11 protein-coding genes are annotated in these 12,265 nt (G+C 70.2%); 8 read left to right on the forward strand and 3 right to left on the reverse strand.

Going from position 1 to position 12,265, the window contains the following annotated elements; translation table 11 throughout:
* Positions 1 to 459, reverse strand: a complete 459-nt coding sequence (locus PPSIR1_RS22670; protein ID WP_157595853.1) for a hypothetical protein — start codon at positions 457 to 459, stop codon at positions 1 to 3.
* 66 nt (positions 460 to 525) lie between these two features.
* Here PPSIR1_RS22670 and PPSIR1_RS48160 point away from each other — a divergent pair, with 66 nt between their 5' ends.
* Both PPSIR1_RS48160 and PPSIR1_RS22675 read left to right on the forward strand, forming a co-directional pair.
* Complete coding sequence (locus tag PPSIR1_RS48160) at positions 526 to 696, forward strand: hypothetical protein (protein WP_157595854.1); 171 nt, start codon at positions 526 to 528, stop codon at positions 694 to 696.
* A 212-nt stretch (positions 697 to 908) separates the two neighbouring features.
* Positions 909 to 1,571 carry a TetR/AcrR family transcriptional regulator gene (locus PPSIR1_RS22675; protein ID WP_006973494.1) on the forward strand — a complete coding sequence of 221 codons (663 nt, stop codon included), beginning with the start codon at positions 909 to 911 and terminating at the stop codon, positions 1,569 to 1,571.
* Between the two features lie 126 nt (positions 1,572 to 1,697).
* Here PPSIR1_RS22675 and amrB read toward each other — a convergent pair whose 3' ends face one another.
* On the reverse strand, positions 1,698 to 2,957 hold the full coding sequence (gene amrB, locus PPSIR1_RS22680) for an AmmeMemoRadiSam system protein B (protein WP_006973495.1): 1,260 nt from the start codon (positions 2,955 to 2,957) through the stop codon (positions 1,698 to 1,700).
* Between the two features lie 64 nt (positions 2,958 to 3,021).
* Complete coding sequence (locus PPSIR1_RS22685) at positions 3,022 to 3,297, reverse strand: hypothetical protein (protein WP_006973496.1); 276 nt, start codon at positions 3,295 to 3,297, stop codon at positions 3,022 to 3,024.
* A gap of 92 nt (positions 3,298 to 3,389) precedes the next feature.
* Between PPSIR1_RS22685 and queA the strand changes: the two genes are divergently transcribed.
* From queA to recJ, 6 genes are all read left to right on the forward strand, one after another.
* Complete coding sequence (gene queA / locus PPSIR1_RS22690; protein ID WP_006973497.1) at positions 3,390 to 4,487, forward strand: tRNA preQ1(34) S-adenosylmethionine ribosyltransferase-isomerase QueA; 1,098 nt, start codon at positions 3,390 to 3,392, stop codon at positions 4,485 to 4,487.
* A 34-nt stretch (positions 4,488 to 4,521) separates the two neighbouring features.
* The gene (tgt, locus tag PPSIR1_RS22695) at positions 4,522 to 5,781 is read left to right on the forward strand and encodes a tRNA guanosine(34) transglycosylase Tgt (protein WP_232296534.1); all 1,260 of its coding nucleotides are present in this window, start codon (positions 4,522 to 4,524) and stop codon (positions 5,779 to 5,781) included.
* A gap of 377 nt (positions 5,782 to 6,158) precedes the next feature.
* Complete coding sequence (gene yajC / locus PPSIR1_RS46450; protein WP_269744725.1) at positions 6,159 to 6,530, forward strand: preprotein translocase subunit YajC; 372 nt, start codon at positions 6,159 to 6,161, stop codon at positions 6,528 to 6,530.
* A gap of 4 nt (positions 6,531 to 6,534) precedes the next feature.
* Positions 6,535 to 8,688, forward strand: coding sequence for a protein translocase subunit SecD (gene secD / locus PPSIR1_RS43540; protein WP_006973500.1), 2,154 nt, complete (start codon positions 6,535 to 6,537; stop codon positions 8,686 to 8,688).
* Positions 8,688 to 10,310, forward strand: a complete 1,623-nt coding sequence (secF, locus tag PPSIR1_RS43545) for a protein translocase subunit SecF (RefSeq protein ID WP_006973501.1) — start codon at positions 8,688 to 8,690, stop codon at positions 10,308 to 10,310. Before secD ends, secF begins: the two co-directional genes overlap by 1 nt.
* Positions 10,311 to 10,325: 15 nt before the next feature.
* Complete coding sequence (recJ, locus tag PPSIR1_RS22715; protein WP_006973502.1) at positions 10,326 to 12,134, forward strand: single-stranded-DNA-specific exonuclease RecJ; 1,809 nt, start codon at positions 10,326 to 10,328, stop codon at positions 12,132 to 12,134.
* Positions 12,135 to 12,265: the final 131 nt, after the last annotated feature.

The following is a 12,265-nucleotide window of genomic DNA, read 5'->3' on the forward strand; positions in this document are numbered from 1 at the left end:
TCAGTTGTCGCGGGTTTCGACGGTCCCCTCGATGCGGGTGTCAGATCCCTTGTCCGTCTCTTGGTCGGTGCGCGTGGCCGGGGTGGCCTCGGCGCTCTCGCGGGCCGGCTTGTCGCGGGCCGGCTTGGGCTCGGCGGTGGGCTCGGGCTCGGGCTGGGGGTCGGCCTGGGGATCGGGGTCCGCCGCGGGCTCTGGCGCGGGGCTGTCGTTGCTCGCGCTCTCGCTCGAGTTCGACTTGGTGTCCGAGGAATTCGACTTGCTCGAGGAGTTGGGCTTGGCCCCGGAGTTCGACTTGCTGCCGCCGTGGTTGGTCCGCGGCTGGGACTTCTTCTTGACCGAGGAGCTCGACGAGCTGGGGTTGTCCGGGTCGCCCTTGCCCATGGACATGGAGAAGGAGCAGGCGGACAGCACCATGGCGGTGCTCAGAATCAGGGCAAGGGAGCTAGGGCGTGGGAGCATGGAGCGGTCCTCGTGTGGCTAGAACGACGGCCTGGGGGGAGGCCCTATTCAGCATCTCAGCGGTCCGTGGTCGAGGTCGAGAGTGAAACTGGTACCACCATGATTGAGGTCGGGATCAGCCTCGAGATCGCTGGCATGCTGGCACACATTGACAGCTCGAAAACGCTCGGCGGCCACGGCTCTGCGGGCAAAAGCGCGCAGGAAACTGCAATTGCTTGCTCGAAAGGACAGGATTGACCCGTCCTGTACAAATAGACAAAACATGCACTCCTCCGCCAAGGCCCAGTGGCCGGTTTTGTCGCGTTTGCAGCGCGCTCCCGATATTTGCCATTTAGATAGGTAAATTCTTGCGATCTAAATTGTCGTTTGATGAACGCACGATTGGGTTGTTTAAAAAGGGTCACATTCGACGAGCCGGAGTCCACGGGAAGGAAGAGGGAGAGGTACGGGTGACGAGACAGCGCAACGACGAGCAGAGGAAGCGGGAGATCCGGGAGGCGGCGACGAGGTGCTTCGTACGCCAGGGCTACGAGGCCCGACTGCTGGACATCGCCCGGGAGGCAGGCCTGAGCAAGGGTGGAATCTACTTCCACTACGCGACCAAGGAGGCGCTCTTCCACGACATCCTCGACAAGTACGCGACCTTGCTCGAGGCCCGTTGGGACTTTGAGCCGGTCGCTGACCAGCCCGCAGATCGGACCATCTCGCGCCTGGTGGTCGCGCACTTGCGGACCATGCAAGACGAGCCCAACGAGGTGCGCCTGTACAACCTCCTGGTCGCGATGGCGGCCCAGGAAGAGGTGTTCCGCGAGAAGCTCGACGAGATCCAGTCGATCCTGCGCAACCTGTACAAGGGCGCGATCGAGCGGGGCATCACCGAGGGTGTGTTCGCGCCCGGAGATACGGACGCCCTGGCGACCTCGGTGCTGGCGTACATCAATGGGCTCGGGAGCTTGAGCGCAGCCAGCGAGACGGGGCGCTTGCCGGTCACGCCGGAGCTGGGCGCGGAGCAGGTGCTGCGCATGCTCAAGGTGCGGACGCGGGCGAGCTCGGTGGAGTTCGCGGCGCCCACGGAGTTCGTCGCGGCGGACCCGAAGAAGCAGCCAAACTAGCATTCAGGGGGGCCTCGCAGGCCCCTCCCTCCACGCCGGGCTTGCCCGTCGCGGAGCCTCCCACCCCCGGCCCGACCCTGTTCGGGCCGTTGGTTTTTGGTGGGGGGGAAGCCCCGCGGGTGAAGCTCAGCGCGCCTGGACTTGGATGATGGGCGCGCCGATCCAGCCGGTGGTGTGCTGCTGCGAGCTGCCGGGCGCGGGGAGGATGAGCTGGTCGAGGAGGTGCGCTCGGTAGCCGAGGGGCAAGAGCTCGGCGAGGGTGACGAGGGCTGCGGTCCCGCTGGGTCGCTGGCTGGGCTCGCGCTCCATGCAGGCCGCGGCGAGGGCGTGGGGCTTGCCGTCGAGCAGGGGCGCGAGCATGGCTCGATCGGCGTCGAGGACCTCGGCGCGCTCGGGGAGGCTCGCGTGGCCAAAGGCGGGCCCGAGGTGGCTGAGCTCGGCGGCGGTCCACCACAGAGTTCGCCCCTGATTTGAGCTCGGGTCGCCGAGCAGGACCTCGAGGGCGCCGGTGAGTTCATCGCTGCGGGCCCGGCCGTCCTTGGTGGTCAGCCGGGTCTGGCCGCAGGCGATGGGCACGATCGGCGGGCAGCGCTCGCCCCACAGCGCGCGCAGCAGCAGCGCGGCCCACTCGCTCGGGTCGTTGGTGCGCAGGCGAATCTGCTCGCGGAGCAGCCAGGGGACCCGGGAGTCGAGGGCGGCGAGGGTGGCCAGGTCGGCGGGCACGAGGCCCAGGGGCGTCTCCCAGTCCTTGTCGGCGCTGGCGTAGGGCAGCAGGCCGGGGCTGTGGTCCGTGGCCAGGATGACGACCCGGGCGTAGCGCTCGGGCTCGCCGAGGTTGGCGAGCAGGCGGCGGAGGCTGGGGCCGAGCACGGGCGGAGGCTGGTGAGGCACGACGACGGCCAGCGGCGGCTCGGTCCAGCCCGCGCTCGGGCCCTCGTTGGCGGCCAGCGAGGCCGAGGGGGCGGGGGGCGGCTCCGAGGGCAAGATCGGCGCGAGCCAGGTCCGCAGGGTCTGGGCGTCCTCGGGGTAGAGGAGCCCGGCTCGCCTCGCCGCGCGGCGCTCGGTCTCGACGAAGGCCTCGTGGGCGGCGGCCCACAGCGCCCGGAAGCGATCGTCGTCGAGGAGCCCCGCGTCGCCGAGGTCCGCCACGAAGTCGTGCAGGTCCTCGCGGTCGACGGTCGCCAGCCCGCGCATCATCAGGGACTGGCGGACTTGATCCACGGTGCGCTGGCCGTCGAGGGCGTCGAGCACCGGGGCGTAGTCGTGGTCGATCGCAAAGGGCTCGCACAGCTCGAGGGGATCACGGATGACGAGCAGCCGCTCCCCGTCGCGCTCGAGGGTCTGGCGCTCGAGTCGGCGCAGCTTGGGCCGCGAGGTCGAAGCCATGCGCGCTGACCATGCCAGGCTCTCGCGCCGAACGCCACGTCTGGGGCGGCCCCGCGTGCACGGCTCACGGAACGCCGCGGCCGACTCGTTCGCCGCCGGACTTCTCGAAGATGTCGTCGTCCCGGGCCTCCAGCGCCTTCTCTGCGGCCTCGACCTGCTCCTTGGCGTCCTCGACCTTGGCCCCCGCGGCGGTCCGCGCCTTGGCCCCCTCGGCCACGCTGCGGGTGTCCTCGGCCTCCTTTTGCGTCTTCGCGGCCTCGTCGTCGCAGGCGGTGAGCCCGGCGCAGGCCAGGGCGAGGGAAGGGAGGACTGCCCAGAGCTTCCAGGGACGGACGCGCATGGCTCATCAGAGCACGCGTGCGCTTCGCGGGGCAACGCGCGGAGTCGGGCCGATTTGACGGCGGGGTCGGCTCTCTCCACACTCGCCGCCCCGTGTTCTCCCCGGACGACTACGACTTCGAGCTGCCGACCGAGCAGATCGCCCAGGCGCCGGCGAGCGAGCGAAGCGCGGCGCGGATGTTCGTGCTCGCCGAGGCCGGCGCTGCGGTCTCGACCCACTCCCGGGTGGGGGCGCTCGAGGCCGTCCTCGACGGCGTGGCCGAGGCGCGAGGCCAGCGGCCGCTGATCGTCGTCAACGACTCGCGCGTGGTGCCGGCGCGGATCCACGTGTTCCGGGCGACCGGCGGGCGCGTCGAGCTGCTCGTGGTCGATCCCGCGGCGCTCGGCCCGGGGGCGCGGGTGCGGGCGTGGGCCCGCGGCGCCCGGCGGCTGCGCGAGGGCGAGGTCCTGCGCCTGCCAGGGGCCCACGGGGAGACGGCGCTGCTCGAGCTGCGCTACCTGGGCGCGGAAGGGGAGGGCGAGGCCGCCGACTCGCGGGCCCGAGTATTCGAGATCGTCCGCGGCCAGCTGCTCGACGCCCTCGAGGCCGTGGGCGAGCTGCCCTTGCCGCCCTACATCGCGCGCCCCGAGGGCCCCGACGCCGCCGATCGGGAGCGCTACCAGACCCTCTACGCGCGCCACCGAGGCTCCGTCGCGGCGCCCACGGCCGGGCTGCACTTCGACGCGGCCATGCTCGAGCGCCTCGAGGTCGCGCCGATCACCCTGCACGTCGGCCCGGGGACCTTCCTGCCCATGGACACCGAGGACGTGCGCGCCCACCGGGTGGGCTCGGAGCGCTACTCGATCAGCGAGGCGAGCGCCGCCCGCATCGAGGCCGCGCGCGCCGAGGGCCGGCCGATCCTCGCCGTCGGGACCACGGCCACGCGCACCCTCGAGTCCGTGGCCCTCGCCAACGGCGGCGCGATCGTGCCGGGGTCCGGACGCACGGAGCTGGTCATCACGCCGGGCTATCGCTTTTCGGTGGTCGACCTGCTGCTGACCAACTTTCACCTGCCGCGGAGCAGCCTGCTCATGCTGGTGTGCTGCCTCGGCGGGCGCGAGCGGGTGCTCGCGGCCTACGCCGAGGCCGTGGCGGCGGGCTACCGCTTCTACTCCTACGGCGACTGCATGCTCGTCGAGCGCTCTGGCTAGCCGGGCGCGGCCATTCGTGGCATGTCTCGGCGCCGTGGCTGAGTTGAGCGAACCGACCGCGCCCCCCGAGGTGGACCTGCGCCCCGATCCGGCCGCTGACCTGGCGCCCTTTGAGGCCCTCGGCCGGCGCAGCGAGGGCGATCCGGCCCCGGGCACCCTCGAGATCGTCGCCGAGGATCCCGACTCCGACGCCCGATCGTGCCGGCTGTGGACCGGCCACGGCCCCGTGGAGACCCCCTGCTTCATGCCCGTGGGCACCTACGGCGCGGTCAAGGGCCTGCTGCCCGAAGAGCTGCGGACCGTCGGCTCGCAGGTCGTGCTCGCCAACGCCTATCACCTCACCCACCGCCCCGGACCCGAGCGCGTGCGCTCGCTCGGGGGCATCCACGGCTTCATGCACTGGCCCGGGCCGGTGCTCACGGACTCCGGGGGCTACCAGGTGTTCAGCCTGCGCTCGCTCCAGAAGATCGACGACTCGGGCGTGGACTACCGGACCCACTTCGACGGCTCCAAGGCGCGCATGACCCCGCGCAGCGTGCTCGAGGCCGAGGCGGCCATCGGCCCGGACATCTGCATGATCCTCGATCACTGCCCGCCCGGGGACGCGGACCGCTCGGCCATGCGCGCGGCCATGGAGCGGACCACCCGCTGGGCCCGGGAGGCGGCGCGCCTGCGTCGGGACATCCTGCGCCCCGAGCAGCTGTGCTTTGGCATCGTGCAGGGCGGGACGGACCTCGAGCTGCGCCGCGAGCACGTCGACGCCCTCGCCGAGCTCGACTTCGACGGCTACGCCCTCGGCGGCCTCAGCGTCGGCGAGCCCATCCCCAAGATGCATGCGACCTTCGCGGCGATCGCTCCGCGCATGCCCAAGCACAAGCCGCGTTACGTCATGGGCATCGGCACGCCGGCCGATCTGCTCGCGGCGATCCGCTCGGGCGTCGACATGTTCGACTGCGTGATCCCCTCTCGGCACGCCCGCAACGGGCAGATCCTGACCTTCCAGGGGCGCTTCAACATCCGCAACGGCCGGTTCCGGACCGATGACCGGCCGCCGGACCCGGACTGCGCCTGCCCGGTCTGCTCGCGCTTTTCCCGGGCCTACCTGCGCCACCTCCACGTGCACAACGACCCGCTCTACGTGCGTCTGGCCACGATCCACAACCTGTACTTCTTCCACCAGTGGGTCGCGGCGCAGCGCCAGGCCATCCGCGCGGGGAACTACGCAGCGGTGGCCGCCGCTTTGGACGCGGTTTTGGCCGAGCGGCGGCACCCCGGGGACGGCGCCAAGGGCTGAGCGCGGGCCCAGTCCTGCTCAAACGGCGAGTCAGCTCACGGTCAGGTGGCACCGAGGGGGGGCCTCGGCGCGTGAGCAGGGGCCCGGGGGATCCCGAGCCCGATGCGGCCCAGGTCGCCCCGAAGCCCCCCGCGAGCGGTGTTTTGCTCGATTGACCCCGGCCCGAGGCGCTGCTACCTAGGCCGCCCCGTCCCGGGACCTCGGCTCCGGCTCAGGAGCCGAACTCGATCGACGGGAGCTCATCACTTTGGGCGGCCGCGTCAGATGGCCGCCCCTTTGGCGTGATACTCAGCCACGCCCCAGGCTCACCCATGCTCGATTCAATCTCGACGCTACTCGCAGAAGGCTCTGGCCCCGCAGGATTGCTGACCAATCCCATGGTGCCCGTGATCTTGATGTTCGCGGTCTTCTACTTCCTGGTCATGCGCCCCATGAAGAAGCAGGAGGAGGAGCGCAAGCAGCGGCTCTCCGAGCTCAAGCGCGGGGACAAGGTCGTCTTGTCCGGCGGCATCCTCGGCCGCGTCAGCAAGGTCGAGGACGACATCGTCCTCATCGAGGTCGCCGACAAGGTCAAGCTGCGCGTGCTCAAGAAGGAGGTCTCGGACTTCCAGGACACGGCGCTGGCCAAGGCCAAGGAGGAGAGCGAAGCAGGGGCCGGCGGCGGCGGCCTGCTGGCGAGCCTCTTCGGCGGCGGCGGCGGGGCGTCGAGCGGCGGGGACAAGGACTCCAAGGACTCCAAGAAGGCCTGAACCGATGCGTCGCTTCGTCAAGCTCAAGGCCCTGCTCTTGGTGCTGCTGCTCGCCGTCGCCGCGATCTCCGTGGCGCCCTCGGTCGCGCGCATCGCCGACATCACCCTGCCCAGCTGGATCACCCAGACCTTCACCCGCGAGTTCAAGCTCGGCCTGGACCTCCAGGGCGGCCTGCACCTCGAGTACTCCGTCGCCGTCGACGAGGCCCTGCGCAACAAGCTCGACCAGATGGCGGGCGAGCTGGAGTCGGCCTTCAAGGAGAAGAAGGACGTCAAGGTCACCGTCGACCGCACGGGCATCGACACCCTGGACATCAAGTTCGACAACCCCGAGGACGTCAAGCTGGCGACCGAGGACGTCATGGCCGTGGCCATCGGCTACCTCGTCGAGGACCCGGACGCCGAGGGCATGCGCGCCGAGGGCATCATCCGCATGAAGGTGCCCGAGGAGGTCATCGCCGAGAACCGCAAGGCGGTCGTCGGCCAGGCCCTCGACACCGTCCGCCGCCGCGTCGACGCCATGGGCGTCGCCGAGCCCAACATCTACCCCAAGAACCGCCACGTGGTCGTCGAGCTCCCGGGCGTGAGCGACACGGCCACGGAGCTGCGCGCCGCCGCCAAGGAGGCCGGTGACCAGCTGTCCTCGGCGCTGCGCGAGAGCGCGGACGTGCAGATCAAGGTGGTCGAGAACCGCGAGGATCCGGGCGCCCTCGACGTCCGCATCCCCGAGCGCGACGCTCGCAAGATCCTCGGCGAGGCCATCAAGATCGTCGAAGAGGACGGCGTCCAGCTCCTGGTCACCGACCAGCTCGGCGTCCAGATGGCCCTGCTCCCCGTGGACCTCGGCGCCGAGCCGGACCCGGAGATGATGACCATCACCATGACCGAGGCGGGCCGCGACAAGGTGCTCGAGGGCAGCAGCGGCTTCCGCCGCCTGCTCAAGGTCATCGAGCGGGCCGCGACCTTGCAGATGCACCTCGTCGATGACGAGACGCCCTTCAAGGACACCGGCGTGCCCTACCTGCGCGCCCTCTACGAGGCCGGCTTCGTCCACCAGGGCATGGGCATCTCCGTCAACCAAGAGGCCGACTACGGCCGGCCCGAGAAGGGCGGCGTGGTCGTCGAGGAGCCCTACACCTTCATCGCCCTCGAGCGCGAGACCCTCGAGACCTTCTTCCGCGAGCTGCCGGCGGAGTGGCGCCTGCCCAAGACCCACAAGGTCGCCTACGGCCAGCTGCCCATCCCCCTGCGCCGCGGCGAGGAGCCCACGCAGTTTTGGCGGACCTACATCGTCCGCTCCCGCGCCGACATCACCGGCGACCGGATCATCAACGCCACCGTCGGCTTCAAGCAGGACACCGGCGTGCCCCAGGTCGAGGTCTCCTTCGACAAGATCGGCGCCCGCGACTTCGACCGCATGAGCGGCGACAACGTCGGCCGCAAGATGGCCATCATCATGGACGACATGGTGATGTCCGACCCGGTGTTCAACGAGCGCATCTCCGGCGGCAACGTGGTCATCACCCTGGGCTCGACGCCCGGCGAGTCGATCCGCGAGGCCGCCAACGACCTGGTCAAGGTGCTCAAGAGCGGCTCGCTGCCGGCTCGCCTCAACAAGGAGTTCGAGATCCGCGTCGGCGCCGACTTGGGTCAGGAGTCCGTCGAGAAGGGCTTCAAGGCCTTCGTCATCGGTCTGGGCCTGGTCATCGTGTTCATGGGCATCTACTACCGGGGCGCCGGGCTCATCGCGGTCTTCGCTCTGGTCATGAACATGGTCCTGGTGCTCGCCGCCATGGCCCTGTTCCAGGCCACGCTGACCCTCCCGGGCATCGCCGGCATCGTGCTGACCATCGGCATGGCCGTCGACGCGAACGTGATCATCTTCGAGCGCGTGCGCGAGTTCTTGAGGGAAGGCTATACGGCGCGCAAGGCCATCGAGGCCGGCTACGACCGCGCCTTCACCACCATCTTGGACTCCCAGCTGACCACCGCCATCGCCGGCATCGTGCTGTGGCAGTTCGGCTCGGGCCCCATCCGCGGCTTCGCCATCACCTTGCTGATCGGCATCGCCACCTCCATCTTCACCGGCGTGTTCGCCACCCGGGTGTTCTTTGACTGGCAGGCCAACCGCCGCGGCTTCGACAAGGTTTCGATCTGATGGCTGACAACGACAAGCGAGACAACGCGGGCACGGACGCGGACGAGGCCACGGCTGGCTCGACCAGCGGGGCCGAGCGCCGCCGTCGCCGGGGAGGTCGCTCGAGCAAGAAGCCCGAGCCCCCGGATCCGAGCAAGCTGAAGTTCTTCAAGCTGATCCCCGACGACACGAAGATCGACTTCGTCGGCAACCGCCGCCGCGGGATCATGTTCTCGGTCATGCTGGTGCTCCTGTCCCTGGCGATGATGGGCTTCAACTACTCGAAGACCGGCTCGGTGCTGAACTTCGGCATCGACTTCCAGGGCGGATCCTCGGTCCGCCTGGCCCTGACCAAGGAAGTCGACATCAACGAGATCCGCGACATCCTCGACGACGAGGGCTACTCGGGCAGCTCGGCCGTCGCGGTCCCCGACGCCGACAACGAGGTGCTGATCCGCGTCAAGCAGACCATCACGAAGACCGATGAGCAGCTCGGCGCCTGTCGTGACGCGCTCGGGAGCATCGAGGGAGCGTCCCTGCTGCCGGCGAACGAGCAGGGCTTCGTGCACCCCGAGGGCAGCTCGAAGATCTTCATGAAGTTCGACGCGCAGCCGCGCTACCTCGACATCGAGCGGCTGATGACCGAGGCGGGCTGCGAGGGCACGGCCTCCCCGGGCGTGACCCTGGCGTCCAGCGACATGGACGAGGAGGGCCCCCAGGCGGTACCCATCGAGTTCGCGCTCATCGGCGTGGGCACGGACATCTCCCACGTGCTCGACAAGCGCCTGGGCGACGGCACCGTCGACCACATCGTCGCCAGCGAGACCGTGGGCGCGAAGGTCGGCAACCAGCTCAAGCTCGACGGCGCCAAGGCGATGATGTTCGCCATCGGCTTCATCTTCTTGTTCGTGATGATCCGCTTCGACCTGCGCTTCGCGCCGGGCGGCATCGTCGCGCTGGCCCACGACGCGCTCATCGTCATCGGGGCCTTCGCCCTGACCGGCAAGGAGTTCAACCTCCAGTCGATCGCCGCGGTCCTGACCATCATCGGCTACTCGATCAACGACACCATCGTGGTCTTCGACCGCGTGCGCGAGCGCGTGGCCCTGCACCGCGACGACCCGATCGAGGAGACGACCAACACCGCGCTCAACGAGACCCTGAGCCGGACCATCCTGACCTCGACGACCACCCTGATCGTCGTCCTGACCACCTGGATCCTCGGCAGCGGGCCCATCAAGGACTTCTCCTTCGCCCTGTTCATCGGGCTGATCGCGGGCACCTACTCCTCGCTGTTCGTGGCCTCGCCGGTGTTCCTGTGGGTCAACGAGAAGATCTACAAGGGCAGGGGGCACCTGCTCACCGCCGACAAGGACGCGGCCCGCGAGGGCACCGGGACCTTGCTCGGTGGCGCGGCGGCGCAGGACATCGACGAGCGTCGGGCGGCCGAGGCGGCTGAGGCGGCGGCCGAGGCCGACATCGAGACGCCCGCGGGCGGGGTCGTCAGCGCGGCGCCAGCCGAAGTCGTCGGAGGCGACGAGGGTGACGAGGGCGGCAGCGCCCTCGAGGGGGTCAAGATCGCCGACACCGACAAGGGCGTGGGCGAGCGCAAGACCCGTCGCCGTCGCCGGCGCAAAGACTGAGCTGGCCGTGCGCGCGTGAGCGAGCCGGAGCGACAGCTCGAGCCGAACGCGAGTTCGGACGATGAGGCCCGGGAGGCCCTCGCCCTCGGCGAGCCCCCCCGGGCCCATCTTCGTGGTGCGCTGAGCCGCTGGACCCGGTCCGAGCGGGAGGAGCGGGCCGAGGCCCTCGACGTGCACCCGATCGTCGTCGAGCTCATGCTCGGCCGGGATCTCGAGGCCCTCGAGGCCCAGCGCGAATTCCTGTCGCCGCGCCTGCGCGAGCTGTCCCGGCCGACGCAGATGGCGGGCTACGCCGAGGCCGTCGAGCTGCTGGTCGACGCCCAGCAGCGCAAGCTCAGGGTCGGGATGTTCGGCGACTACGACGTCGACGGGGTCACGACCACGACCATCCTGACGACCTTCCTGGAGTGCCTGGGCGTCGAGATCGTCGCCAAGGTGGCGAGCCGCGAGGGCGGCTACGGCTTCGGCGTGGACGCGGCCAAGGCCCTGCAAGAGTCCCGCGTCGACATGGTCCTGACCGGGGACTGCGGGACCTCGGACCACGAGGCGCTGGCCTGGCTCGAGGCCAAGGGCATCCCGAGCGTGGTCATCGACCACCACCAGGTCCCGGAGACCATGCCGCCGGCGACGGCCTTGCTCAACCCGCACCAGGACGGCTGCGGCTTCCCCTTCAAGGGCCTGTGCAGCGCGGGGGTCGGCTTTTACCTGGCGGCCGGCGTGCGCTCGAAGCTCGCGGCCAAGTCCCCGGGCTCGCGCAAGTCCCTGCCCGATCCCCGCGCCTGGCTCGACCTGGTCGCCCTGGGCACGGTCTGCGACATGATGCCGCTGGTCGGCGACAACCGGATCCTCGTGCGCCACGGCCTCGAGGTCATGGACCAGCGCCGACGCCCGGGGGTCCGCGAGCTGTTGAAGCGCGCGCGGGTCGATCCGCGCACCCACATCGACGAGGGCCACCTCGGCTTCGGCCTGGGCCCGCGCCTCAACGCCCCGGGGCGCCTGGGGAGCGCCGAGCCCTCCCTCGACCTGCTCCGCGCCCGCTCCTCCGCCGAGGCCGAGGCCCTCGGCGCGCGGGTCGAGATGTTCAACGAGCGCCGCCGCGACATGCAGCAGCGCATCGTCGCCGAGGCCATGGCGCTGCTGGCCGCGGACCCGGCCTCACCCCGGCGCCGCGGCATCGTCGTCGCGCGCGAGGCCTGGGCCCCGGGCATCGTCGGCATCGCGGCAGCGGGCATCGTCGAGCGTTACCAGCGACCGACCCTGGTCATCGGCATCGACCCGGGCTCGGGCGAGGCCCGCGGCTCGGCGCGGACGGCCGGGGGCGTCGACGTGCGCGCGGCCCTGGCCGAGTGCCGCCACCTGCTGCGTCGCTTCGGCGGGCACAAGGCCGCCGCCGGCGTCAGCATGCCCGCGGACAACATCGACGCCTTGAAAGAAGCCTTCGACGCGGCCTGCGCCGAGCAGATGGGCGAGGAGGCCGACCGCGAGCCCATCGACTTCCACGACGGCGAGCTCGCCCTCGACGACATCGATCTGCGGCTCATCAGCCACATCGAGTCCCTCGGCCCCTTCGGCGTCGGCTTTGCCCGGCCGCGCTACCTGTGCGCCGGCGCCGAGGTCGTGCGCATCAAGGTCCTCAAGGGCAGCCACCTCGCGCTGACCCTCAAGCAGGGCAAGGCGCACCGCGACGCCATCGCCTTTCGCAAGGGCAACCTGCCCATCGCCAAGGGCGACCGCGTGGGCCTGCTGTACACCCCGGAGCGCAACAGCTACCGGGGCCACGACCGCGCCCAGCTCATCGTCGAGCGCCTCTGGCGGGCCTGCTAGGCGTTGCTGTCATGCCCCCACAGGCACCTCGATCGAAGCGGGGGCGCTTTGTCGCTGTCCGCTCTTCCGCTATGGCTTGGTGGGCAATGGGGGTTCGTGCCTTGGAGAGGGCGTGTGGTCGCCCCCGCACG

This window comes from Plesiocystis pacifica SIR-1 (assembly GCF_000170895.1).
Classification (GTDB): domain Bacteria; phylum Myxococcota_A; class Polyangia; order Nannocystales; family Nannocystaceae; genus Plesiocystis; species Plesiocystis pacifica.

What these genes read in the sequence shown, in the direction of transcription:
- secD (WP_006973500.1), top strand. Translation starts at nt 6,535, where the DNA reads ATGCGTCGCTTCGTCAAGCTCAAGGCCCTGCTCTTGGTGCTGCTGCTC.
- secF (WP_006973501.1), top strand. Translation starts at nt 8,688, where the DNA reads ATGGCTGACAACGACAAGCGAGACAACGCGGGCACGGACGCGGACGAG.
- PPSIR1_RS22670 (WP_157595853.1), bottom strand. Translation starts at nt 459, where the DNA reads ATGCTCCCACGCCCTAGCTCCCTTGCCCTGATTCTGAGCACCGCCATG.
- yajC (WP_269744725.1), top strand. Translation starts at nt 6,159, where the DNA reads ATGGTGCCCGTGATCTTGATGTTCGCGGTCTTCTACTTCCTGGTCATG.
- amrB (WP_006973495.1), bottom strand. Translation starts at nt 2,957, where the DNA reads ATGGCTTCGACCTCGCGGCCCAAGCTGCGCCGACTCGAGCGCCAGACC.
- PPSIR1_RS22685 (WP_006973496.1), bottom strand. Translation starts at nt 3,297, where the DNA reads ATGCGCGTCCGTCCCTGGAAGCTCTGGGCAGTCCTCCCTTCCCTCGCC.